Origin of the sequence: Pseudomonas kitaguniensis (assembly GCF_009296165.1) — a bacterium.
GTDB lineage: Bacteria > Pseudomonadota > Gammaproteobacteria > Pseudomonadales > Pseudomonadaceae > Aquipseudomonas > Aquipseudomonas kitaguniensis.
Genome location: NZ_VUAZ01000047.1, coordinates 1 through 24669, shown reverse-complemented (window position 1 = coordinate 24669; position 24669 = coordinate 1). Strand labels below are relative to the sequence as shown.

16 protein-coding genes and 2 pseudogenes are annotated in these 24669 nt (G+C 58.0%); 13 read left to right on the top strand and 5 right to left on the bottom strand.

Annotation, left to right across the window (positions count from 1 at the left end; translation table 11 throughout):
• Positions 1-18: 18 nt before the first annotated feature.
• From treZ to F0169_RS09045, 12 genes and pseudogenes are all read left to right on the top strand, one after another.
• Positions 19-1764 (top strand): malto-oligosyltrehalose trehalohydrolase, encoded by a 1746-nt coding sequence (treZ, locus tag F0169_RS09100; RefSeq protein WP_152746306.1) that lies wholly within the window; start codon positions 19-21, stop codon positions 1762-1764.
• Positions 1761-3844: pseudogene (malQ, locus tag F0169_RS09095) on the top strand (4-alpha-glucanotransferase). The gene treZ and the pseudogene malQ overlap by 4 nt, the downstream one beginning before the upstream one ends.
• Positions 3841-6597 (top strand): malto-oligosyltrehalose synthase, encoded by a 2757-nt coding sequence (locus tag F0169_RS09090; RefSeq protein ID WP_152746305.1) that lies wholly within the window; start codon positions 3841-3843, stop codon positions 6595-6597. The pseudogene malQ and the gene F0169_RS09090 overlap by 4 nt, the downstream one beginning before the upstream one ends.
• 24 nt (positions 6598-6621) lie before the next feature.
• On the top strand, positions 6622-6891 hold the full coding sequence (locus F0169_RS09085; protein ID WP_058411146.1) for a DUF2934 domain-containing protein: 270 nt from the start codon (positions 6622-6624) through the stop codon (positions 6889-6891).
• Positions 6892-7023: 132 nt separating this feature from the next.
• Complete coding sequence (gene glgX, locus F0169_RS09080) at positions 7024-9180, top strand: glycogen debranching protein GlgX (protein ID WP_058411147.1); 2157 nt, start codon at positions 7024-7026, stop codon at positions 9178-9180.
• Between the two features lies 1 nt (position 9181).
• Positions 9182-10180: an acyl-CoA dehydrogenase family protein gene (locus F0169_RS09075; protein ID WP_152746304.1), complete on the top strand. Its 999-nt coding sequence runs from the start codon at positions 9182-9184 to the stop codon at positions 10178-10180.
• On the top strand, positions 10177-10935 hold the full coding sequence (locus tag F0169_RS09070; protein WP_099236317.1) for a PIG-L deacetylase family protein: 759 nt from the start codon (positions 10177-10179) through the stop codon (positions 10933-10935). Before F0169_RS09075 ends, F0169_RS09070 begins: the two co-directional genes overlap by 4 nt.
• Positions 10932-11531 (top strand): SAM-dependent methyltransferase, encoded by a 600-nt coding sequence (locus tag F0169_RS09065; protein ID WP_152746303.1) that lies wholly within the window; start codon positions 10932-10934, stop codon positions 11529-11531. The genes F0169_RS09070 and F0169_RS09065 overlap by 4 nt, the downstream gene beginning before the upstream one ends.
• Positions 11532-11585: 54 nt before the next feature.
• Positions 11586-11735, top strand: a pseudogene (locus tag F0169_RS09060) (glycosyltransferase); the annotation flags it as partial.
• A gap of 175 nt (positions 11736-11910) precedes the next feature.
• The gene (locus F0169_RS09055; RefSeq protein WP_058411151.1) at positions 11911-12672 is read left to right on the top strand and encodes a PIG-L deacetylase family protein; all 762 of its coding nucleotides are present in this window, start codon (positions 11911-11913) and stop codon (positions 12670-12672) included.
• Positions 12673-12824: 152 nt separating this feature from the next.
• On the top strand, positions 12825-14318 hold the full coding sequence (locus F0169_RS09050; RefSeq protein WP_152746302.1) for a methyl-accepting chemotaxis protein: 1494 nt from the start codon (positions 12825-12827) through the stop codon (positions 14316-14318).
• Between the two features lie 183 nt (positions 14319-14501).
• The gene (locus F0169_RS09045; protein ID WP_152746301.1) at positions 14502-16679 is read left to right on the top strand and encodes a TonB-dependent siderophore receptor; all 2178 of its coding nucleotides are present in this window, start codon (positions 14502-14504) and stop codon (positions 16677-16679) included.
• Positions 16680-17340: 661 nt separating this feature from the next.
• Here the strand turns inward: F0169_RS09045 and F0169_RS28155 are convergent.
• The 3 genes from F0169_RS28155 to F0169_RS09030 all read right to left on the bottom strand — a co-directional run bounded on the left by F0169_RS28155 (position 17341) and on the right by F0169_RS09030 (position 19729).
• Positions 17341-17865: a DUF4225 domain-containing protein gene (locus tag F0169_RS28155; protein ID WP_152746300.1), complete on the bottom strand. Its 525-nt coding sequence runs from the start codon at positions 17863-17865 to the stop codon at positions 17341-17343.
• Positions 17858-18358, bottom strand: coding sequence for an Hcp family type VI secretion system effector (locus F0169_RS09035; RefSeq protein ID WP_058411155.1), 501 nt, complete (start codon positions 18356-18358; stop codon positions 17858-17860). Before F0169_RS09035 ends, F0169_RS28155 begins: the two co-directional genes overlap by 8 nt.
• A gap of 360 nt (positions 18359-18718) precedes the next feature.
• Positions 18719-19729, bottom strand: a complete 1011-nt coding sequence (locus F0169_RS09030) for a zinc-dependent alcohol dehydrogenase family protein (protein WP_152746299.1) — start codon at positions 19727-19729, stop codon at positions 18719-18721.
• Between the two features lie 174 nt (positions 19730-19903).
• Here F0169_RS09030 and F0169_RS09025 point away from each other — a divergent pair, with 174 nt between their 5' ends.
• Positions 19904-20827, top strand: a complete 924-nt coding sequence (locus tag F0169_RS09025; RefSeq protein WP_152746298.1) for a LysR family transcriptional regulator — start codon at positions 19904-19906, stop codon at positions 20825-20827.
• A 372-nt stretch (positions 20828-21199) separates the two neighbouring features.
• On the opposite strand, the gene F0169_RS09020 is transcribed toward F0169_RS09025, so the two are convergent.
• Both F0169_RS09020 and F0169_RS09015 read right to left on the bottom strand, forming a co-directional pair.
• A complete protein-coding gene (locus F0169_RS09020) occupies positions 21200-21616 on the bottom strand; it encodes a hypothetical protein (protein WP_152746297.1) in 417 nt (138 codons plus the stop codon).
• On the bottom strand, positions 21616-24270 hold the full coding sequence (locus tag F0169_RS09015; protein ID WP_152746296.1) for a lysozyme family protein: 2655 nt from the start codon (positions 24268-24270) through the stop codon (positions 21616-21618). The genes F0169_RS09020 and F0169_RS09015 overlap by 1 nt, the downstream gene beginning before the upstream one ends.
• Positions 24271-24669: the final 399 nt, after the last annotated feature.

Genomic DNA, 24669 nt, shown 5'->3' with positions numbered 1-24669 from the left:
CAAGGGAGGTCTTCATAGATGCCGTTACGGACTTTGGAAACCTGGCCCCACGGCGCAATCATGCTGGACGCGCAACACACGCGTTTTGCCTTGTGGGCGCCAGACGCGTTTTATGTCAGCGTTGAATTGGAAAACGGCAAGTCCATCGCCATGCTGCCTCAGGCAGATGGCTGGTTCGAGACCGAAATACAGTGCCCGGCGGGCACTCTTTACCGCTACAACATCGACGGCGAAATGGACGTTCCCGACCCGGCCTCCAGGGCTCAGGCTGCGGACGTGCACGGTTGGAGCGTCGTCGTCGACCCGCTCGCCTACCAATGGCGACACAGCAACTGGCAAGGTCGCCCGTGGCACGAAGCGGTGATTTACGAGGTGCATGTCGGCGCGCTGGGCGGCTACGCAGGCGTTGAACAGCACCTGCCACGCCTGGCCGAATTGGGCGTTACCGCGATTGAATTGATGCCGTTGGCGCAATTCCCCGGTGAACGTAATTGGGGTTACGACGGTGTTCTGCCCTACGCGCCCCAAGCCTCCTACGGCACCCCCGAACAGCTCAAGCAATTGGTAGACAGTGCCCATGAACACGGCCTGGCGGTGATTCTTGACGTGGTCTACAACCACTTCGGCCCCGACGGCAATTACCTCGGCCAATACGCCAAAGGCTTCTTTCAAGAAGACGTGCACACGCCATGGGGCGCGGGCATTGATTTTGATCGGCGCGAAGTGCGCGACTTCTTCCTCGATAACGCGCTGATGTGGCTGCTGGAATACCGCTTCGACGGCTTGCGCCTGGACGCGGTGCACGCCATCGACAACCCCGGCTTTTTAGAGGAGCTGGCGCAGCGCGTGCGCCAGCAAACAGATACCGGGCGCCATGTGTGGCTGGTGCTGGAAAACGAATTCAACCAGGCCAGCCTGCTTGAGCACTCGTTTGATGCGCAGTGGAATGACGACGGCCACAACGCCTTGCACGTGTTGTTGACTGGCGAAACCGACGCCTACTACAGCGATTTTGCCAAAGACACCACCGCCAAACTGGCGCGCTGCCTGAGCGAAGGTTTTATCTATCAGGGCCACACCACTCGCCATGGCCATACGCGTGGCGAGCCCAGCGGGCACTTGCCGCCGAGCGCGTTCGTGCTGTTTTTGCAGAACCATGACCAGATCGGCAATCGTGCCTTTGGCGAGCGCCTGCACCAACTCTGCTCGCCGCAGGCGCTGAAAGCTGCGACCGCCTTGTTACTGCTGTCGCCGATGATTCCATTGATGTTCATGGGCGATGAAGTCAACGCCAGCGAACCGTTCCTGTTTTTCACCGACCACCATGGTGAACTGGCCGAGGCCGTGCGCGAAGGCCGACGCAGCGAGTTTGCGGAGTTTGCCGCGTTCCAGGACCCGGAGCGGCGTGAGCGCATTCCTGATCCAAACGCCTTGACCACGTTTCTGCAGTCGGCGCCCACCCTGACCGAGAACGAACACGCGCAGTTTTACCGCCACCTGCTGAGCCTGCGTCACCAGCACATCGTGCCGCACTTGCCGGGCACTGTGGCGTTGGGTGCGCAGGTGCTGGCAGACGGCGCCGTCACTGCACGCTGGCGCCTGGGCAATGGCAGCGTATTGCAGATCGACCTTAACTTGAGCGCAACGCCGCTCAATCACCCCGCGCCGCAACACCTGCTATTCGAAACGCCTGCCACGGGTGGCGCGCAACTCGCGCCGTTCAGTGCACGCGTGGCCTTATTCCCTGTTGGAGAGCACTCTTGAGCGAAGCGAACCTGGAAATACTCGCCAGTCGCGCGGGCCTGGCCGTCGATTGGATCGACGCAAACGGCCGCCCGCAACATGTAAAACCCGAGGCTCTGCGCGCCGTGCTCAAAGGCCTCGGCCACCCGGCGGATACCGATGCCGAAATCGACGCCAGCTTGCTGGAAATGGAGCAGGCGCAACAAGACAAACACCTGCCGCCGCTGATGACCGTCGACAGCGGCGAAGGCCTTGACCTGGCGCGCTACTTCGAACCCGACACGCTGTGCCGGGTCAATTTGGAAGGCGGCGAAAGCCTCGAATTACGCCTCGACGGCGACGCCGTGCTGCCAGGCGTCATCGCCCTTGGCTACCATGAGGTACACATTGCCGAGCAGACCTTTACCCTCGCCGTCGCGCCCACCCATTGCTACAGCGTGGGCGAAGCGGCTGACAGCCAACCTGCGCGCGCGTGGGGGTTAAGTGCTCAGCTGTACGCGCTGCGCCGCTTGGGCGATGGCGGGTTCGGCGACACCCTGGCGCTGGAACATCTGGTGCGCGCCGCCGCCGAGCGCGGTGCCGACGCACTGGCTATCAGCCCGATGCACGCGATGTTCAGCGCCGATACCTCGCGCTACAGCCCATATTCGCCCTCCAGCCGGCTGTTTCTAAACAGCTTGTACGCGTCACCTGCGTGCATCCTCGGTGAGCGCGAAGTGCGCAACGCGATCGAAACCCTCGGCTTGACCGAGGAGCTGCACAGCCTCGAACAACGCAGCCTGATCGACTGGCCCGCCGCCGCCAGCGCCAAGCAACGCCTGTTGCGCGCGCTGTATGAAGACTTCCGCCATGGCCAGCACCCGCAACAGGCCGACTTCCTGAGCTTCCGCCAGGCCGGTGGCGAAGCGCTGGAAAACCATTGCCGCTTCGAAGCGGTACAAGCCGTTCGCGCCGCCGCCGGTGAAGACCTCGATTGGCGCCATTGGCCAGAGGCTTGGCGCCACCCGCAGAGCCCGGCACTGGCAGAGTTCGCCGAGAACAATCGTGAAGACATCGGCTACTTCGCCTTCTGCCAATGGCTGATTGCGCGTTGCCTTGAGCGCGCGCAACAAGCTGCACGGGGCAGCGGCATGGGCGTCGGACTGATCGCCGACCTGGCCGTGGGCGCCGACGGCGGTGGCAGCCAGGCCTGGAGCCGGCAAGATGAGTTGCTCGCGAACCTGACCGTCGGCGCACCGCCCGATATTCTCAACCGCGCGGCCAAGGCTGGGGCATCTCGGCGTTTTCGCCTGAGGGCCTCAAACGCAATGGCTTTCGCGCGTTTATCGAAATGCTGCGCGCCAACTTCGCCCACGCCGGCGGCTTGCGCATCGACCATGTGATGGGCCTGCAGCGCCTGTGGGTGATCCCTATGGATGCCTCGCCGCGTGAAGGCGCCTACCTGTATTACCCGGTGGACGACATGTTGCGCCTGTTGGCGCTGGAATCGCATCGCCACCAAGCCATCGTGCTCGGTGAAGACCTCGGCACCGTGCCCGATGGCCTGCGTGAAAAACTCAGCGGCCGCTCGATTCTGGGCATGCGTGTGTTGCTCTTCGAACAAGGCCACGATGGCCAGTTCACGCCGATCCTCGACTGGCCGGACAATGCCCTGGCGACCACCAGCACGCACGACTTGCCGACCCTCAATGGCTGGTGGCACAGCCGCGACATCGAGTGGAATATCCAACTCGGCCTGATCGACGCGCCCACCGTGGAGCAATGGAGCGAACACCGCTTGCGCGAGCGTCAGGCGCTGCGCCAAGCACTGAGCGAAGACCCACAGAACTTCGTCGATGAAATCCGCAACGACACCGACCATGTGATCGATGCCAGCGTGCGCTACCTGGGCCACACCCGTGCACCGCTGGTATTGCTGCCTCTGGAAGATGCGCTGGGCGTTGAAGAACAAGCCAACCTGCCCGGCACCACCGACACCCACCCTAACTGGCGCCGCCGCCTGCCGGGCGAGGCTGCCAGCCTGCTCGACAACGCCGGCGCCGCTCGCCGCCTCGAACTGTTGGCCGTCGCGCGCAACCAAGCCTATGAGCGTGACCGATGAAAGCACTGCCCCTGCGCGCCACCCAGCGCCTGCAATTTCACAAAGGTTTCACCCTGGATGACGCGGTGCCGTTGGTGCCGTACTTTGCCCAACTGGGCATCAGCCACGTGTATGCCTCGCCGCTGCTCAGCGCCCGCGCAGGCTCCATGCACGGCTACGACGTGGTCGACCCGACCAGCGTCAACCCCGAACTAGGCGGCGAACCTGCGCTGCGCCGCTTGGTGGCGGCGCTGCGTGAACACAACATGGGGCTGATCCTCGATATTGTCTCCAACCATATGGCGGTCGGCGGCGCGGATAACCCGTGGTGGCTGGACCTGCTGGAATGGGGCCGCTTAAGCCTCTACAGCGAGTTCTTCGACATCCAATGGCACTCGCCCGACCCGTTGCTCAAGGGCCAACTGCTGATGCCGTTCCTCGGCAGCGATTATGGCGAAGCCTTGCAAAGCGGCACGTTGGTGCTGCACTTCGACGCTGCGCACGGGGCGTTTTACGTCGAGCATTACGAACACCGCTTCCCGATCTGCCCGCGTGATTACGCCTCTATTCTGGGCAGTGATGACTTGCTCAAACCGTTGGCTGAGCGCTTCAGCGCCCTCGCCTACCAGGACGACGCTTATCACGAAGCGGCGTGGCTCAAGCAGGCCTTGGCCGAACGCGCCACCGAAGCCGAGGTGTTGCGCGCCATTGAACAGCGCTTGGCTGAGTTTGACGCGCGCCAAGCCGACGGTTTCACGCGCTTGCACGCGCTGCTTGAGCAACAGGCCTACCGCCTGGCGAGCTGGCGCACGGCGGCGGACGACATTAACTGGCGGCGCTTTTTCGACGTGAATGAGCTGGGCGGCTTGCGCGTAGAGCGCAGCGCCGTGTTTGAAGCCACTCACGGCAAGATTTTCGAACTGATCAGCCAGGGCTTGATAGATGGTCTGCGCATCGACCACATCGACGGGCTCGCCGACCCACGCGGTTATTGCCGCAAGTTGCGCCGTCGCGTCGATTCACTCTCACCAGAGCGGCATTTGCCGATCTTCGTTGAGAAAATCCTCGGCGAAGGCGAAACCCTGCGTGAAGACTGGCAGGTGGACGGCACCACCGGTTACGAGTTCATGAATCAGCTGTCGCTGCTGCAACACCATCCCGAGGGCTTTGAGCCGCTGGCCGAACTGTGGACCCGCCACAGCGAGCGGCCTTCGGCGTTTATCGAAGAGGCGTGGCTGGCACGCCAGCAGATCCTCAACGGTTCGCTGGCCGGTGACTTCGAAAGCGTGGCCCAAGCCCTGTTGCAAGTGGCCCGCGATGACGTGATGACCCGCGACCTGACGTTGGGCGCGATACGTCGCGCCTTGCAGGAACTGATCGTGCACTTTCCGGTGTACCGCACCTACATCAGCGCTTTGGGCCGCAGCGAGCGCGACGACGTGTTTTTCCTGCAGGCCCTGGCCGGTGCCCGCAGCACCTTGAGCGAAGGCGACTGGCCAGTGCTCGACCACCTGGAAAAATGGCTGGGCGGCCAGCCGTGGCGCAATCGCCCGGTGGGCCGTGAGCGCAAGATGCTCAAGCATGCGTGTGTGCGCTTCCAGCAACTGACCTCGCCGGCAGCCGCCAAGGCCGTGGAAGACACCGCGTTTTACCGCTCGGCCGTGCTGCTGTCGCGCAACGACGTAGGCTTCAGCACCGAGCAATTCAGCGCACCCGTGGAGGCGTTTCACGCCGTCAACCAACAGCGCCTGGAGACGTTTCCTGACAACCTGCTGGCCACCGCGACCCACGACCACAAACGCGGCGAAGACACCCGCGCACGTTTGGCCGTGCTCAGCGAATGCGCGCCGTGGTACGCCGCACAGGTTGAAGACTGGCGCAGGCTGGCCGCGCCGTTGCGCAACGACGCCAGCACCCCCTCGGCAGGCGATGAGTTGATCCTTTACCAAGTGCTGCTGGGTAGCTGGCCGCTGGACCAGGGCGACGACTTTGCCGGCTATCAACAGCGGCTGTGGCAGTGGCAACAAAAAGCCCTGCGCGAAGCCAAGTTGCAGAGCAGTTGGAGCGCGCCCAACGAGGCGTATGAACAAGGCGTCGAAGCCTTCCTGTCACGCGTGTTGCTCAGCGATGAGGGGCAACCGCTGCGCAGCGCCATCAACAACGCCGCGCAGGCCATCGCGCCGGCGGGCGCTGTTAACGGGCTGGCGCAATCCTTGCTTCGCCTCACGGTGCCGGGTGTGCCGGATTTGTACCAGGGCGATGAGTTCTGGGACTTCAGCCTGGTCGACCCGGACAACCGTCGCCCGGTGGATTTCAACGCGCGGCAACAGGCGTTGGATACGCCACCGGAGGTGGGTGAGCTGTTGTTCAACTGGCGTGACGGGCGAGTCAAACAAGCGCTGATTGCCCAAGTGCTGGCCTTGCGCAAGGCCCAGCCCGAGCTGTTCCAGCGTGGCAGCTACACGCCACTTGAAGTGGTCGGCCAACACGCCGAACACGTGGTCGCTTTTTGCCGCGAGCACCAGGGCACACGCGTGCTGGTGGTGGTGCCACGCTGGTCACATGAGCTGCTTGAAAACGGGGTGCACCCTCAGATCAATGCGCAGGTTTGGGGCGATACCCGGGTGAAATTACCGTTCGCCGCCACAACACAAAACTGGAAGGGACTTTTTCACACAGGCGCAGTCACACCAGACAAGGAGCTGTTGATCAGCGCTGCGCTGGGGGATTTCCCGGTCAATGTCTTTATCAATCCTGATGATCAAAAAAGCTGAACATTTTCTGCGAGGAGCATTTTGATGAGTACTGAAGACAAACGCGTTCGCGAATTAGCGCATCAGATCTGGGAATCTGAAGGCAAGCCCCACGGTGAAGATGCACGTCACTGGGAAATGGCGCGCAAGCTGGCAGAAGCCGAAGCGCTGACGCCGAGTAAACCCAAGGCAGCCGCCAAGCCGAAAACCGCGCCCAAACCTGCGGCAAAGGCCAAGCCGCCCGCGCCTGGCGCGAGTAAACCGGTGCCCCCGGCCGCTAAAAAACCAGCAGCTCCAAAAAAGCCCAAGCCTTAGCACTCGCAACCTTTTTACCGCCTCCTTCCGCGGTTGTCGGCAGGAGGCCATTCCACTACCCATTGCGTCAGCTGAAAGATCGTCGGCACGGTCCCGTTCGGCCCGAATAAATACCTCTGCAGGAGCAATTTGATGAGCAAACCAGAAAAAAGCCAAACGACGCCGGAAAACGAGCCGTCGCGGATTCGTGAAGGTTTGCCCTTCCCGCTTGGCGCCACGTGGGATGGCCTTGGCGTTAACTTTGCGCTGTTCTCAGCCAACGCGACCAAGGTTGAGCTGTGTCTGTTCGACGACACCGGCGAAGTTGAGCTGGAGCGTATCGAACTGCCCGAATACACCGATGAAACCTTCCACGGCTACCTGCCCGACGCCCACCCCGGGCTGATCTACGGCTACCGCGTGTACGGTGCGTATGACCCGGCCAACGGCCATCGCTTCAACCACAATAAATTGCTCATCGACCCCTACGCCAAGCAGTTGGTCGGCGAGCTCAAGTGGTCTGAAGCGCTGTTTGGCTACACCATCGGCCACCCCGATGATGACCTCAGTTTTGACGAACGTGACAGCGCGCCCTTCGTGCCCAAGTGCAAGGTCATCGACCCGGCGCACACCTGGGGCAACGACCAGCCGGTGCGCGTGCCGTGGGATCGCACGATCATTTACGAAACCCACTTGCGCGGCATCAGCATGCGCCACCCTTCAGTGGGCGAATCGGTGCGTGGCACCTGCGCCGGCTTGATGGAAGCAGACGTGCTCAAGCACATCCGCCAGTTGGGCATTTCGTCTGTCGAACTGTTGCCGGTGCATGCGTTCGTCAATGACCAGCACTTGCTCGAAAAAGGCATGACCAACTACTGGGGCTATAACAGCATCGCGTTTTTTGCCCCCGACCCGCGCTATTTGGCGAGTGGCAAGATCGCCGAATTCAAGGAGATGGTTGCGCACCTGCACGACGCCAAGCTGGAAGTGATTCTGGACGTGGTCTACAACCACACGGCCGAAGGCAACGAGCGCGGCCCTACCCTGTCGATGCGCGGTATCGACAACGCCTCGTACTACCGCTTGATGCCCGACGACAAGCGCTTTTACATCAACGATTCCGGCACCGGCAACACCCTCGACCTGAGCCACCCGTGCGTGCTGCAAATGGTCACCGACTCGCTGCGTTACTGGGCCACGGAAATGCACGTGGACGGCTTCCGCTTCGACTTGGCAACCATCCTTGGCCGCTACCGCGAAGGCTTCGATGAGCGTCACAGTTTCCTCGTGGCCTGCCGCCAAGACCCGGTACTGCGCCAGCTTAAATTGATCGCCGAGCCGTGGGACTGCGGCCCTGGTGGTTACCAAGTGGGTAACTTTCCGCCGGGTTGGGTGGAATGGAACGACCGTTTCCGCGACACCGTGCGCGCCTTCTGGAAAGGCGACGACGGCCAACTCGCAGACTTTGCCGCGCGCATGACCGCTTCCGGCGAAATGTTCAACCACCGTGGCCGCAGGCCTTACAGCTCGGTGAACTTCATCACCGCCCACGACGGTTTCACCCTGCACGACTTGGTGTCGTACAACGACAAGCACAACGAAGCCAACGACGAGAACAACCAGGACGGCAGCAACAACAACCTGTCGTGGAACCACGGCGTCGAAGGCCCGACCGACGACCCGGAAATCAACGCGCTGCGCCTGCGTCAAATGCGCAACTTCTTCGCCACCCTGCTGCTGGCCCAAGGCACGCCGATGCTGGTGGCCGGTGACGAGTTCGCGCGCACCCAGCACGGTAATAACAACGCGTATTGCCAGGACAGTGAGATTGGTTGGGTCAACTGGGAACTCGACGACGACGGCAAGGCGCTGCTCAAATTTGTAAAACGCCTGATCAAGCTGCGCATGGCTTACCCGATTCTGCGCCGTGGTCGGTTCCTGGTGGGGGATTACAACGAAGACATCGGCGTAAAAGACGTCACCTGGCTGGCGCCGAGTGGCGATGAGATGAGCACCGAACAATGGGAAGACAGCCACGGCCGCTGCCTGGGCATGCTGATGGATGGGCGCGCGCAGGAAACCGGTATTCGTCGAGCAGGCGGTGACGCGACCTTGTTGCTGGTGGTGAACGCACACCACGACATGGTCAATTTCCGCCTGCCACCAGTGCCCGAGGGTGAATTCTGGACCTGCATGCTCGACACCAACGACCCGGCCGTGCTGGGCCAGGAACGCTTTGAGTTCGAGCACGAGTACGCTGTCACCGGCCGCTCACTGCTGCTGTTTGAACTGCAGCGCGACGAGGTGTGAAATGGCCTTGCACGGATTCCTTCAAGGCACACCCGGCTATGCTGACACGCAAGCGCTGGGTCATGCCCTGAAGGCCCTTCAGGAAGAAGGCCTGGACCAGCTGCCGTTACCCGGCAGCGGTCAGACGCTGCAGCGTTTCAGGGTGTTGGCGCAAGTGGCAGCGCATGACTTGCGCCTGTGCAAACTGTTCGAAGGGCACACCGATGCCTTGGCGATCATGGCTGAACTCGACAGCCCCCTGCCGCCCTTGGGCAGCGTGTGGGGCACGTGGGCCGCCGAACCGCCGAGCGCCAAAGTGCGTGTGCGGCGTAATGGCCACAGCATGATCATCGACGGTCGCAAGGCCTGGTGTTCCGGTGCAGCGGTGGTCAGTCACGGCTTGTTGACCGCTTGGGATGAGGAGGACCGCCAGCAGTTGGTGGCGGTCGATATGCAGCAGCCCGGCGTGAGCGTGACAGATGAAGGCTGGAGCGCCGTGGGCATGGCGGCCACCGGCAGCGTCGAGGTTGTATTCAGTGGTGCCAAAGGTGTTGCCGTCGGCGGGCCGGGTGATTACCTCGCCCGCCCCGGCTTCTGGCAAGGCGGCATCGGCATTGCGGCGTGCTGGTATGGCGCCGCGCAACGCTTGGCAGAGGTGCTGCGTGAGCAGTGCGCCAAGCGCCCCGAACCCCATGCGCTCGCGCACTTGGGCGCGGTCGACAGTGTGCTGAACAGCGCGGCCTGTGTGTTGCGCGACTGCGCAGCGCAGGTTGACCGCGCGCCCCAGGCGGATGCTCGCCAATGGGCTCAGCGCGCCCGCGCGTGCGTCGAAGACAGTGTTGAACAGGTAATGCGCCATGTCGGCCGCGCAGTCGGTGCCGGGCCTTATTGCAAAGACCCGCAGTTTGCTCAACTGATGGCGGACTTGCCGGTGTATGTACGCCAAAGCCACGCCGAACGCGACCTGGCCGCCTTGGGCGAGCAGGTTGCCGAAGACGGCGCAGGGAGGTGGCAGTTATGAAACCCAATCCAATCGTCGGTCAGGGCACGCCACTGCATCAATGGCAGGCCTCGGCGCACATGGCCGAGTTACCGCACGTCAGCGTTGAACAGTTGGTGCCCGAGGGGCATCGCGCGGTGATCATCGCGCCCCACCCGGACGATGAAGTACTGGGGTGTGGCGGCCTGTTGCAAGGCTTGGCCCTGCTCGACCGGCCGATTCAATTGATCTCGGTGACTGACGGCAGCGCCAGTCACCCAGGCTCGACACATTGGCCGGTTGAGCGCTTAAGTGTGGTGCGCCCGCAGGAGTCGGCGCAAGCCCTGCACCGCCTCGGTGTGCCGCTGCACAGTTTGAAATGGCTGCGTGCAGGGTTCAGCGACAGCCAGGTTGCGGCACGCGAAGAGCAGTTGGTCGCGTTTATCCAGCGCCACCTCAAACCCAACGACGTGGTGTTTACCACGTGGCGTGAAGACGGCCACTGCGACCACGAAGCTGTCGGCCGCGCGAGCGCAAAAGCCGCAGAGTCGGTGGGCGCCACGGTCTACGAATTACCGGTATGGACCTGGCACTGGGCAACCCCCGAAGACAGCAAAGTACCCTGGCACCGGGCGCGTAAAATCCCGCTGGCACCCGAGGCGGTGGCGCGTAAACGCCATGCCATTCACGCGTTCGCCAGCCAGTTGGAGGGCGACCCGCAGATCGGCCTGCCGCCGGTGCTCGCGCCCTATGTGGTGGAGCGCCTGCTGCAACCCTTTGAAGTGGTGTTTGTATGAGCGTGGCCACGCCGTATTTCGACCAGTTGTTTGCCGGTAATGACGACCCTTGGGCCTTTCGCCAACGCTGGTACGAGCAGCGTAAACGCGCGCTGACCCTGGCGGCGCTGACCCGGCCACATTACGCGTCTATATTCGAGCCCGGTTGCGCGAACGGCGAGCTGAGTGCGCAATTGGCGCCGCGCTGTGACCGCCTCGTGTGTTGTGACACGGCCAGCGCCGCCGTAGCCCTGGCGAAAACCCGCCTCGCGGGGTTTAGCCATGCCCAGGTTCAGCAAAGTCGCTTACCCGAACAATGGCCAGCGGGCTCGTTCGAGCTGATCGTGTTGAGCGAGCTGTGTTATTACCTCGACGCCAACGACCTGCACGGCCTGATTGATCGTGCCCTCGCCGCCCTGACCGACAACGGGCAATTGCTCGCCTGCCACTGGCGCCCGACCATTGAGGGCTGCCCACAAACCGCCGAACAGGTGCATGCCTTGCTGCAACAGCGGTTGGGCATACCGCCGGTGGTGCAGCATCACGAAAGTGATTTTCTGCTCGACCTGTGGAGCCGCGACGGCACCTCGGTGGCGATTTTTGAGGGCTTGCGATGATCGGCATTTGATGCCGGTGCATAACGGAGAAGCACTGTTAGGCGAGCGTACCGAGAAGATGTGCAATGGGTGCGTAACCTGGAGGGTTGCGGCGCGACCATCGCCTGGCGCCACTCCCCGCACGTCATCACCAGCGCCCGCCTGGACTGCCGCGCCCAAGGCGGTTTTGGCGATTACCTGAAGAGCCTGACGCAAGCGCCCTGAAAATCGGCGCTACAAAATGTAAGAGTGTCCAATCCTTGGCTATGCTGTAGAGGCCTTGCGCGCAATCCATGGTTGGACTGCCGCTAATCACCGCAGCGGAGCCTGCAGTGACTAAACGAGAGTCGTGCCGCACATAGAGCACGGCCCCGCATCACTCTACAAGGATGTGACACCCATGAAACCTGCCGCCGAAAGCGATGGTCGACGCGCCCCCGCGCAAATCTGGAACAGCGCGCCGCAGTTGGCGCAAATCCCCACCATTGCCCCTTCAACCCTGGTGCCGCCAGGCGCACGCGTAGTGATCATTGCGCCCCACCCGGGCGATGAGGTGGTGGCGTGCGGGGGGTTGCTGCAAGTGCTCAGCACCCTGGAACACCCGCTGCTGTTGATTTCGCTGACCGATGGCAGCGCCAGCCATCCGGGTTCGCGCACGTGGCCTGCCAGCCGCCTGAGCGTGATTCGCCCGCAAGAAAGTGCCGAGGCGCTGCGCCGCCTGGGCATGCCGTTGCACAGCCTGAAGTGGATTCGGGGCGGTTTTCGCGACGATGCGCTGGCCGCCTGTGAGCAGCCGATGAGCCAATTTATTGCGCGCTACCTGCACACCGGTGACGTGGTGTTCACCACCTGGCGCAACGACGGTACAGCCGACCACGAGGCCGTCGGCCGCGCCAGCGCCAAAGCCTGCAGCCTGCTGGGCGCGCGGCTGTATGAATTACCGGTGTGGGCCTGGCACCGGCCGGTGCGCGAAGGCGCGGTCATCCCCTGGCAACGCGCGCGCAAAATCCGCCTGGACAGCTGGGGCGTCGCGCGCAAACTTCACGCCACCCACGCGTACGCCAGCCAATTGGCCGGCGACCCGCACATCGGCTTGGCACCGATGCTCGCCCAAGAGCTGCTGGAGCGCATACGCGAACCGTATGAAATCGTGTTTGCCTAGCGCGTGGCGTATTACCGCGTGTAAAAGCCTGCAGCGGCAACGCTCAAGTCGCCATCGGGCAGGCCGATAAGCTGGTGCGATCGAAGCACCTGCGGGCCATGGTGGCACGCCGCATGCTTTGTTGATGGCTCGACCACACGGAGTATGAGTGAATGCCTGTCCACACGCGTTTTTTGGCGCATTACCGCAAGGCCGATCGCATCATGCTGGCGTTGATCTGGCTGATGTTCGGGTTTTCACTGGGGCTGGCGTTCTGGCACGACACATTGATCCAGGCCGTGATCGTCGGCGGTGGCACCAGCGTGGTGCTGACGGCGCTGTACCGCGCGCTCAGCGGCACTCGCTTGATGCGTTGCTTGCTCGGCGCCGGCTTGATGGTGATGGCCGCCCTGCACATCAACCAATCCTGGGGCATGATCGAATCGCACTTCGGGATTTTCGCGTTGCTCGCGGTGCTGACGTTTTACCGCGACTGGCTGCCGATACTGGTGGCTGCGGCGACCATCGCCGTGCACCACGTGGTTTTTCACGTCCTGCAACACCAAGGCTTCCCGGTGTTTGTGATGGAACATCACGGCGGCTGGAGCATGGTCTTCCTCCACGCGTTCTACGTGGTGATGGAGAGCGTCGCCCTGCTCTACCTCGCCATTCACAGCCACGCCGAAGCCGTCGAGAGCCAGGAAATGCTCGAGAAGATGCTCGCTGTGACCTCCCAACTCACCGTCGAAAACGCCGAGGGTGAAGGCAAGGTGCATGTGTCCCTTGCCAAACGTTTCGACCATTTCCTGCAACAAATCACCCACCTGATCGACGGCGTTACCCGCGACTCCCAAGGCCTTGGCCAACTCGGCCAGGAACTCGCCAGCGCCAGCGGCACCCTGGAAAAAGGCGCGCGGCATCAATTGGCGGAAATCACTCAGATGAGCGATTCGATGCAGCGCATGGAAGACGCGATGGGCCACATCACCCTACACGTCGAGCACGCGGTGGAACACGCAGGCCAAGCCAGCAAGCAAATTATCCGCGGCCAGGAAAGCGTCGGCCGTGCACAGCAAGAAATCACCCAGTTAGCGGCGCGCATCAACGGCACCAACCAAACCGTGCAGGGTTTGGCGACCCAGGCAGAGCAAATCGGCTCGGTACTCGAAGTGATCAGCAGCATCGCCAACCAAACCAACCTGCTCGCCCTCAACGCCGCCATCGAAGCCGCGCGCGCCGGTGAACAAGGCCGTGGCTTCGCCGTGGTGGCTGATGAAGTGCGCAGCCTGGCCCAGCGCACGGCGGTGTCCACTCAGGAAATCAAACAGATTATCGAGGGTTTGCAGCAAGGCAGCCGCGACGCGGTGCAAGCCATGCACGACAGCCAACAAGGCGTGGAGCGCTGCGTGCAAGACAGCCAAATGGCGGTTCAGATGCTGCAAGCTGTGGGCAGCGACATTGCGCATATCGATCAATTGAACGGGCAGATTGTGACCACTACGCGCGAGCAATCAATGGCGAACCAAGAGATCGTGGGCCGTTTGCAGTCTGTGCAAAGCGTTGCGCAGAGCACGGCGGACGACGTGGAAACACTGGCGCGCAGCAGTGAGCGGCTGCCGCCGATTGCGGTGCGCCTGGATGCGTTGGGGCGAAGGTTTCATCAGTAGCTTCTAGAACGCTGCGAGGCTCATCACCCATCCCGATAAACCTTGACCGGCCCCACCATGAAGGCGCTCACCGCGCCCCAACATCTGAGGCCGGTTTTGCTTGGCGGGCTTTTTCGCTGTGACAAATCCTGACATACTTGTTGGTAATGATTCTTATAATTATTATCAATACAGAGCCCAGTCATGTCGATTTGCACCACCCCGCCACGCACCTTCCGCCCCGCTCGCGATCTGTTGGCGATGGCTATATGCATGGCCAGCCTGGCGCCGGCCTTCGCCGAAGAAATCAGTAGCCCACCGGAAAACGCCAAAGCGGCCACGCTGGAACTGGGCGCCACCGAGATCACCAGCAGCCAACTCGGCAGCATTACTGAAGGCTCCGAGTCCTACACCACTGGCGCGATGTCGACTGCGACCAAACTCCCGCTGACCCAGCGTGAAACCCCGCAATCGGTCACGGTGATCACGCGTCAGCGCATGGATGACCAGGCGATGACCAGCATCAATGATGTGGTCAAAGCGACGCCCGGTTTATTCCTGAATTTCTCCAACGGGCCAGGACGGCAGTCGTACACGGCGCGCGGTTTCGACATCGACAACCTGATGTATGACGGCATTCCGAGCGGCTACAGCGGCGCCACAATCGGCGCACAGCCGAACCTGGCGATGTTTGATCGCGTCGAGGTCGTACGCGGCGCTACCGGCCTGGTGACGGGTGCGGGCAACCCTTCGGCCGCCATCAACATGATCCGCAAGCGGCCACTCGACGAGCAGAAAGTCACCCTCACCGGCGCCGCCGGCAGTTGGGACGACTACCGTGGCGAGGTCGATGCCTCCAGCCCGCTTAACGACAGCGGCACACTGCGTGGCCGGGTGGTGACCTCCTACCGCGACGCCAACAGCTTTATCGATAACGTGACCGAAGATCACGGCCTGTTCTATGCGGTCACCGAAGCCGACTTGAGCGACGACACCACGCTGACCCTCGGTTTCTCGCACCAAAAAGACAAGACCAATTACTTCTGGGGCTCGTCGATGATCGGCCAGGACGGCCATCACCTGAACCTGTCGCGTGCCTACAACCCAGGCACCGACTGGGAGAATAAAGACCAGGAGATCAACACCGTCTTCGCCGAGCTCCGTCAGCGCCTTGCGAATGACTGGAACCTTCAGGTCAACGCCAACTACGCCGAACAAAACGGCTTGTTCTCTGGCTCCTATCAATCGCGCTGGGTTAACAACACACTGGCCCGCACCGTCTACCAAGCGGCCTTCGATGAAAACCAGGCCGGTCTGGATGCCTTTGCCAGCGGCCCGTTCCAGGCATTCGGGCGCACCCATGAACTGGTCGTGGGTGCGAGCAAACGCATCTACGACATGACCACGCACAACTACAGCCCCTACGACACCAACTGGCCGCTGACGGCGGGCAAACCCGACTTCGTGCGCACCGACAACCCGCGCGAAGTCACCACCCAGGACGGCGTTTACGTCACCACGCGCCTGAGCCTGGCCGACCCGCTGAAACTGATACTCGGCGCACGCCTGGACTGGTACGACTACGACAACCGTGATGGCGACGGCGACTACAAGGTCACACGCAACCTCACGCGATACGCAGGCTTGATCTACGACCTGGACGAACACCATTCGGTCTACGCCAGCTACAGCGACATCTTCACCCCGCAGACCGAAAAGAGTACCTCCGCCACACCGGTTAAACCCATCGTCGGCAAAAACTACGAAGTCGGCATCAAAGGCGAATACCTCGACGGCGCCTTGAACGCCAGCCTCGCACTGTTCCGCGTCGACCAGGAAAACCGCGCCGTACAAGTGTTCGTCGAAAACTGCCCGCAGACCGCCTGCTACCAACCCTCCGGCGAAATCCGCAGCCAAGGCATCGACCTCGAGTTGCAAGGCGCGCTGACGCAAAACTGGCAGGTGGGCGGTGGCTACACCTACGCGCGCACCCACACCATCAAGGACGCCGCCAACCCGCAGAACGTCAACCAACAGTTCGACACAGACACCCCCGAGCACCTGTTCAAACTCACCACCCGCTACCACTTCCAGGGCCCGCTGGAAAAACTCCGCGTAGGCGGCAACGTCTCCTGGCAAAGCCGCATGTACAACGACATCGCGCTGGCCGATGGCAGCCAATACCGGCTCAAGCAAGGCGGCTACGCCGTTACCGACGTGATGGCTGGCTACAAGGTCAACCAGCATTTGGACGTGCAACTCAACGCCAATAACATTTTCGACCGCCGCTATTACCAGGCCATCGCTAACTCGGTGAGCTATGGCGGTGATTCCTACGGCAGCCCGCGCAATATGATGTTGAGTGCGAAGTACAGTTTTTAAGTGGGACTGGCGCAAGGATGCGCGTTTTTACAGGTTCACTCGTGGCCTTCGTGAACCTCGCGATTCTCCTCACAGAGTAGTGATAATCCGGCTACAGCAGCGTGTGTGTGTAGCAAGTCGATACCCGGCGGAGCTGCAAAACACGAAATGAGCTACAGATAATTCCTACTTTGACGACGGACTATTGATTTCAGTATTGCACGCACTTTATGAATATAAGGTATATTGATTTTTTGGATCTGCAGCAAAGGAATTTATAGCGCATGTACACGATAAGATACTTAATTAGTTTAGGGCTGATTGTGACTGGATGCTCTATGGGCTACACAATTATCATTATGTGGGGAATAAAAAAATTATTCCTCCTTACCGGCACAGCTTATTGGGTTGCCAGCGGCATTGTGTTCCTTTTCCTGACTATCGCCGGCTTGATTTTTTATATTCCCAGACTACGCAATGTGTGGTAGCCATAACCAACACATACTACGTCACTGATGCTGCGCTCTATTCCTTTCTTCTGAAAGAATAGAATTAACCGTAATTGAATCGACTAACGCCTCGAAAAGCAAAGCCAACTTCCCAGCCCCCTGGTAGGCTGACTGATAATTAAGTGGATCGTGTCTGAAAAGCTGTACTGAATCAGTCTTGCGTATTAGACGCATCATGCCACCTGCAGACAAAAGCAAGTCAATGGTTCCATAGGCCACATTCTCGTCATAATCTTCCCCAAAAAAAAATGATAGGCACTTCTGATAGGGCCTTGTGCTGGTGTTGCAGCAGGACCATTATAGATATTCGCTGCACCCTCATAAATATTATTAACGCCGTGCGCAACAAATAATGCACCTACTGGTGCCGCCACCCCGTACGAAGCCCCTGTAAACGCGAACCCTACTTTAACCTGCATGGCGCCAGCAGCAACCCCTATACCGTTCTGAGCATAGAAAAGGGCGTCAGAGGACAACTCAGTATATTCTGCCATCATTTGCTGTACGCCGTCCCAAGCACTTATTATTCCGTCACTTACATCACTAATAATTCCATTTACATAATGGGCGACGCTTGAGCTAAATTGAAGCTGAGCACTACCATCATGGAGGTTCATAGCGCCCATTGAACACCCTAATGTCACCCAGTCAGAGGCAGCATTGGCCACATCATTTATATCACACGACGGCTCACTCACCTCTACCACCCCAAGCGCTGTACGCACTCGTACTCGCTTGATGGTGCACCCAACTAATCTCCCGATACCTAATAGCCACAATCTCCTGCGGCTGAGCGGCACCCATATTGATGGCGTGCGGGACTTGAACACTTAAATTTGCAATACGCCCTCCAATTAAAACCACCGTAAAATACTTTTCCTGGAAGCCAGCAGCTGAAACTCGATAGAAATTTATTTTACACTCAACCTCTTCGCCCTCATGAAGTGCACTGGCTAGCAAAGGTGTAGACTTATCAATGTTCTTCGTAAGGACGACTGGCATATGTTTACCATTGCCACCCAACGTGCTGCCGTCACTACCAGCGGCCATATTATGAGAGTAAGCCAGCACCATAATCTCATCCTCGTGGTCAGCCTGACATTTATTCCCAATAGATTCTTGACCAGAACAACCAGCAGAAATCAAACCTTGCTTTTTTCCGGTAATAGTCATGTAGCTGTGGCTAGCCATTTATCGCGCTCCTTTTAGTTAGCCCAGTATCTTATTACGATAAGATTTTAATCGAGCTATAGGAGACTTCCGAAATGACATACTAAATATGTCCAAGCAAGGGCGACAGGGTCGGGCAAAGGCGTGGCGAAACAACTTGTCGAGTAAGTCAAAAGTCTTGATTGTTTTAGCTTAAGTCAAACTTTGTTCGTTGCTCCCGCTGACTCAGAGCGGTAGCGAAGACGAGATGCGCGATGTGGGCGGTTGAAAATTATGCTGCTGAGTAGACAAAAAGCCTCCGGTCAATCGTGAATCAGATGCTGCAACGCACGCTTTTTCCACGTCTGCAAAAAAGGCGCCATTTCGGCGCCTTCATTCGTATCAACCGACCTTGATAACCACCTTCCCAAACGCCCCCTTCGCCAAATGCTCGTAAGCCTCACGAGCCTGTTCAAACGGATACACCTGATCAATAACAGGGCGAATAGCGTGTTGGTCAAGGAACACATTCATCCGGTCAAACGATGAGCGTGGCGCCACCGCGATACCGCGAATGGTCGTCTGGCGGAATATAAGTGGCATCAGGTTGAGCTCGACCGTCTGCCCCGTCAAAAAACCGATCTGTGCAATACGCCCGGATGCCTTGGTTGCGGCAACCGATTGATTGATACCGCTGCCGCCAGCCACATCAAGCAAGAGGTCGACGCCCTTGCCTTCGGTGAGTTTCAGCACTTCGTCCGCCCAGTTCGGCGTGGTCCTGTAATTGATGCCCGCCACTGCACCCAAACGCTTAACCGCGTGCAGATTCTCATCACTGCTCGACGTTGCAATCACCTTCGCGCCAAGCGCGGTAGCAATCTGCACGGCGAATATCGACACACCGCCAGTGCCCTGAACCAACACGGTTTGCCCCGCTTGAATCTGCCCGAAATCAACCAGTGAATACCACGCGGTGAGTGCCGCGATCGGCAATGTAGCCGCCTCCTCGTCACTCATGTTCGCGGGTGCGCCGACTGCGCTGTCTTCGTGGATGATCATGTATTCGGCCAAACCGCCCGGCAACGACGAGCCAAAGCAGTAATCCGGCTCGTTCGGGCCAGGCTCGCCGTCCAGCCAGCGCGAGTACAGGTGCGAATTGACCCGATCACCGACCTCAAAGCGCGTGACGCCCTCGCCCACCGCAACCACCGTGCCTGCGGCGTCGCTGACCGGAATCAACGGCTTGGGCACCGTGTGCGGCTCATAGATGCCGTCAACGATGGCCTTGTCGCGAAAATTAAGCGAGACGGCGCCGACCTTGACCAAAAGCTCGCCAGCCTTGGGTTGTGGGGTCGCTGTCTCGCCCAGTTGCAAATTGTCGAGTCCGAAATCTTTCAATAACCAGGCTTTCATGGTGAATCTCCACATGCACGTCAATGATCGCAAACCGACACCGGCCCGCTTTGAGCGCATCTTTCACCTTTACAAGCGCGCAATAAATGCGCGCAAAAAGACATGATTGTTCTATTCTGAAACAACAATCAGCGTCAGCCATGGCTGAGTCAGCCAGGCGCAAAGGAACACACCATGGAATTGCTGCAATCGATGCGACTGTTCGCACGGCTGGCCGAGCTAGGCAGCTTCACCAAAGCCGCTGAGTCGCTGGACATCGGGCGGCCACAAGTCACCCGCTACATCCAGGAGCTGGAAACCTCATTGGGCGTGCGCCTGTTTCAGCGCACCACGCGAAAAGTCGCACTCACCGCCGAGGGCGAGCGATTCTATGAGCGCGTACAAGAAATTCTCACCGACATAGCCGCCGCCACCACCATGTTCGACCGCACCGGCGCAACGCTCGGCGGGCGCCTGCGCATCGACATCCCGACCGCCTTCGCACAAATCGAACTCATAAGAAGCCTTAAACAATTCACTGCCGCTTTCACAGGTATCAACTTGGTACTCGGCGTGACCGACCGCGCCGTCGACCTGATCGGCGAAGGCATCGACTGCGCGCTGCGCATCGGCGACTTACCCGACTCCAGCCTGATCGCGCGCCCAATCGCGATGGCCACGATGGTCACCTGCGCTGCGCCCGAGTATTTGCACCAGCACGGCCAACCGCAAACGCTCGACGAACTCACAGACCATCGAGGCGTTAACTTCCTGTCTGGTCAGAACAACCGCACGCTGCCCTGGCACTTCACGAACAAGGGGCAAGACCACACGTTTGTGAGTAACGCTGGCATTACCGTCACCGAATCGAATGCCTACGTTCAATGTGGCGTGTCGGGCTTCGGCATCATTCAGGCGCCCGGCATCACCGTGGCGGAGCATCTGAACAGCGGCGCGTTGGTGGAGATTCTGCGGCCTTATCGCCCAGCGCCTCGGCCGGTGTGGGTGGTGTACCCGAGCAGGACGCATCTGGCGCCTCAGGTGCAGGTTTTTATTGAATGGCTGCAGGAGCGGTTTGTGCAGTTGCAGGGTGCGTGGTTGCAGGAAGCCTCGGTGTGATTATGTGGTGGGGATTTTGTGGCTGGCGGGTCGCTTGAAGCAAAAGCGGGCAGCTTGCGGTTGAGGGTAAAGGTGGGTGCTGGTAAGCCTGAGGATGGGCAACATGAAATTTAGCTATTGGCCGCTTTCGGCCAAAAGAAGACACTCCCCAAAGCGTTGTATTCGGACGATAGACAAACTGCATGAAGCGATTACAGCGAGTAGCGATCTTTGAAGCGTTGAAGCAGATGCATGCTTAACACTTCCTATCCAGTAAGTAATTTACCTGAAACACCACAGAACAACGCATACTTTTCAGTCAAGCCGCCGACACCTAAATCCTAAATTACGAATAATTAATTGCCGAGGGCTCCTCTTAGGCTTTTTTTCAGCTCATGGTGTTATCGTTTCACAAACAAGCTCCTGAGGTGCGCCATCATTAAATGGAACAGTGCATTTTTTGATATATTCAGGTGCAGGCTCGAGCGGCATTATCTCAAACATAAAATTCAACTTTCCGTCTTGGAACTCTCCCTTTTTTAACTCTACCTGGGTGAAGCCGTCGAGAAAACTCTTGCTGTCAATGGAACATAGCTCTTTTTCTTTTAGTATTTTTCCCTTCCCCCCCGGTAGAAGCGATTGCACCCGGATGCATGGAGAGTCGAAGGATCTCAAATATCTAACGATGTATTTGTCTATTTTACCTGTATCTGCTTGATAGACTCGCTTGTAGTCAAATTCGGCCGCCGTCACAGATGAGATGCAAGCCAGCCCAAAAAACGTATAAGCTGTCAGATGTAAAATGCGCATTAATTACTCTCCAAGTAACGATTTCTTTCAGCGAACCTATTTGGAGGCACGCCCACCCAATTGCTATGTTTAGACATTTCTTGTTTTATTTTCGCTAGATCATTTCCAGTAAAAGGCTCTTGAATAAACTTTCTGGAAAGCACGTGGTAATCTCCTCTATATCGGAGATCAATAAGTATATCTTGAATTTTTTTATTGATGGAGTCCCAAGAAAGAGCACCATATTTTTCTTGGTTGCTAATTACGTCCGAAATCCTAAAAATATCCTTTTTCATGGTTTCGTAGACATCTATGAAAAGCAAATATTGTTGTTTTCGCGTTATCACATGCTTTCTGATTTCTTGAGTTGCGCTATTTAAATATATTTTTGCGGCTTGCCCATGCAAACCTTTAGCCCCAACCAACCATGACAACAGAGGCTCTTTTACTCCACCATTCATTAAGGCATCCCTTGGATCAGCTTGTTGACCCAAGTCGTAGCCGCGACCAATCGTCACGCCCGACACACCTTCTGGCCAGTGTACGACTCGGCTGAAATATCGATGGGAAGGATGACCTGCATCTTCAAAGTCGTTCCCCTCAACATCGAAAGTTAGTTGACCGAAAGGTACTTTCAGCCACTTCAGATCATTATCATCAGTTGGACAGGTGAAGTTGCCGAGGAGCCCTATTAAATGAAAGTGCCATGCTTTCCCATCATCCGACAACCCAGCATCTTTCCACCATGATAACTTTTCGATTCTTCTTTTCTCATTAGCCCAATTCAGATTAGGCTGTGAGGGCGTGTGGTTTAGCAGAGGGTCGAGCTCATTCCATTTCGCAGCGTTCCAAAACCATTCACTCTCATAACGTATCATCAGTTGTGATATTGATTGAGCATGCCAGAGCTTAGCTAACGCAGAGTGAATCTCCTCGATACTGAATTTATTGTCTTTATTAGTGTCGATTACATCGTAAAGCCTTTGCTTGATGGGGCCACTATCCGCTTGACTAATTTCGGCACGATAGTTTTCTCTCTCTTCTTTGCTGAGCATGCCTCGTGTGTTCAGGAGATGGGCAAGATGTTCAACCGGCTTTCCACTCTCATCGATGAAATCAAAACCCTCCCACTCCCAAGAGCTATGACGAGTAGTGATCAAGTCCTGCTCAGCAAGCCAGCCATTAATCGGCTTACCTTTTTCGTCTTCGAGCAAGTTATCCAAACGCCACCAGCGAATAGCTTGAGGAGGAGTACTCACGAAAAAGCTCTTGGTATCTGTCATTCGATGGGTAGTCGGCAGATCTTCGAGAACCCGCTGGGGAATTATCAGGTCAGTTCCAACAATTGAACCTTTCTGACATATATTAGGTGGGTTTTGGGCATTAATACTGTCCTTGTGCTCAATCAGCCGACTTGCGCCTTTGTGAATTTTTAGCAGTACTTTTCGTGTTGCATCCAGAGTTTTTGCATGGTTCCGACTTTTAGCTATAAATGCTGGCACGTCATCACAGCTAAAAATCTCTAAATGCAAGAGCAATTTGGTCTCACTGTCATTGACGTTTTGATAGGGCCCTAAGTGTCCGACTATTTCCCCTGCCTTGATTTCGTAAGGTTCAGGTAATAGATGAAAAGTATCAGTAACAGGCTTGCTTGGTTGTGCCTGCAAAGCACTTATAGCTACGTAGCCATGGATATTTTTGGAACTTTCAGCTGTCAACGGGAAGGTATTTACGCCCTCAGTGAAACTGCTGATTTTCCGGAACTCTCCACTGCCTTCCTCGAGAGTCAGTTTCACCCCTAGTGGCAAGACGGCTGTGATTGAATTTTTTTGTTTGCCCTTCGAGGTTTTGTAGATATTCAGCCCTTTCCCGGGTAGCAACTCAGAGCTGAAGTCATTGGCCTGCACAGAAACTAAATATGTGTCGGGACTAACAGCCTCCAGCTCTCCGGTGTAAATCCACGCTTCACTAATAGTTTCGGGAATAGAATTTCCTTCGAGTACGGCGCTCAGTTTCTTCCATTTCCCGTTAGGTGCAGGCGCTGACTCGGCAGTTCTAATCTTTACACCTTTGGGCAAAATGGCATTTTTTATACTGTGGCCGGCCGTTCCGGGAGCGCCAGCTCTAGTGTTAATTCCAAGGAAATTATCGACCGATTTCTCCACTTTTGGGCTGTAGGTGATCGGACCGAATAGAGCCGGAGGTAGTGGAGCGTCGTGTTTCTGGTAGCCCGTCCAGTCAAGCAGATGCATGTAGAGACTGTAAAAATTCAACTCCCCAACTGGCGGCGCGTCCTCAGTTTGTTCGCTGTTCGCGCTTGGTATCTCGAGTCGGTGCCGGACAAGTACAAGTCCCGTGGAGTAGGGAGCTTGCACAACACGCATATGCTCTCCGAAATACTCTGTGATGGGGGCCGTCTCATCGACTCGATATGCAATTACCTGCCCATCGGCGATGCAGCACACTGAGGATTGATCGAGAAAATCATCAGTTCCTTTATCAAAATGAATTCCACCATGCCAAGAACCATTAGTGCCCATCGGATAGAACCCGCCCAAGGCCTTAGCCAGCGCTTCGTAGTATTGCTTTGGATCCTGCGCCTCGAAGTTTTGATTACCTGCTCGCTTTAGCTTGAACGGGTAAGCCCAGTGCTCGACCTTTCTCTGATTTTCCATAATTTAATCCTACTCTCCATTTCCTTTGGCCCGCCTAGTATTTGGATCAAGCTGTTTTGACCGTGACATCTGTGAGGGGGCCGATATTAAAGGCATAGGGAAGCCCTGAACACCCCTCGTGAAACCATGGTCAACGGACTCGAGTACTTAATCGCTCTTGGCTTCTTAAGCGTCTTTTAAGGCTGCATTCGGTTGAATAGAGCCGTTGGTCAACGTCCGTGTGTGACCGAGAATCGCCCTGGCTGGCCGGGGGCTTCTGGCCAGTAGCAGCCTCTCATCTGAGCGTCTTCTTTTGGCCGATTCTGTTGAAAAAGTCGGACGCGGTTCTCAGGGCAGAAAAGTAAGCGCGTGAGATTGAAATCTTAAATGGCCGAACAGGTATTCGGACAAAGATTTCAC

What these genes read in the sequence shown, in the direction of transcription:
- treZ (WP_152746306.1), top strand. Translation starts at nt 19, where the DNA reads ATGCCGTTACGGACTTTGGAAACCTGGCCCCACGGCGCAATCATGCTG.
- F0169_RS09090 (WP_152746305.1), top strand. Translation starts at nt 3,841, where the DNA reads ATGAAAGCACTGCCCCTGCGCGCCACCCAGCGCCTGCAATTTCACAAA.
- F0169_RS09085 (WP_058411146.1), top strand. Translation starts at nt 6,622, where the DNA reads ATGAGTACTGAAGACAAACGCGTTCGCGAATTAGCGCATCAGATCTGG.
- glgX (WP_058411147.1), top strand. Translation starts at nt 7,024, where the DNA reads ATGAGCAAACCAGAAAAAAGCCAAACGACGCCGGAAAACGAGCCGTCG.
- F0169_RS09075 (WP_152746304.1), top strand. Translation starts at nt 9,182, where the DNA reads ATGGCCTTGCACGGATTCCTTCAAGGCACACCCGGCTATGCTGACACG.
- F0169_RS09070 (WP_099236317.1), top strand. Translation starts at nt 10,177, where the DNA reads ATGAAACCCAATCCAATCGTCGGTCAGGGCACGCCACTGCATCAATGG.
- F0169_RS09065 (WP_152746303.1), top strand. Translation starts at nt 10,932, where the DNA reads ATGAGCGTGGCCACGCCGTATTTCGACCAGTTGTTTGCCGGTAATGAC.
- F0169_RS09055 (WP_058411151.1), top strand. Translation starts at nt 11,911, where the DNA reads ATGAAACCTGCCGCCGAAAGCGATGGTCGACGCGCCCCCGCGCAAATC.
- F0169_RS09050 (WP_152746302.1), top strand. Translation starts at nt 12,825, where the DNA reads ATGCCTGTCCACACGCGTTTTTTGGCGCATTACCGCAAGGCCGATCGC.
- F0169_RS09045 (WP_152746301.1), top strand. Translation starts at nt 14,502, where the DNA reads ATGTCGATTTGCACCACCCCGCCACGCACCTTCCGCCCCGCTCGCGAT.
- F0169_RS09035 (WP_058411155.1), bottom strand. Translation starts at nt 18,358, where the DNA reads ATGGCTAGCCACAGCTACATGACTATTACCGGAAAAAAGCAAGGTTTG.
- F0169_RS09030 (WP_152746299.1), bottom strand. Translation starts at nt 19,729, where the DNA reads ATGAAAGCCTGGTTATTGAAAGATTTCGGACTCGACAATTTGCAACTG.
- F0169_RS09025 (WP_152746298.1), top strand. Translation starts at nt 19,904, where the DNA reads ATGGAATTGCTGCAATCGATGCGACTGTTCGCACGGCTGGCCGAGCTA.
- F0169_RS09020 (WP_152746297.1), bottom strand. Translation starts at nt 21,616, where the DNA reads ATGCGCATTTTACATCTGACAGCTTATACGTTTTTTGGGCTGGCTTGC.
- F0169_RS09015 (WP_152746296.1), bottom strand. Translation starts at nt 24,270, where the DNA reads ATGGAAAATCAGAGAAAGGTCGAGCACTGGGCTTACCCGTTCAAGCTA.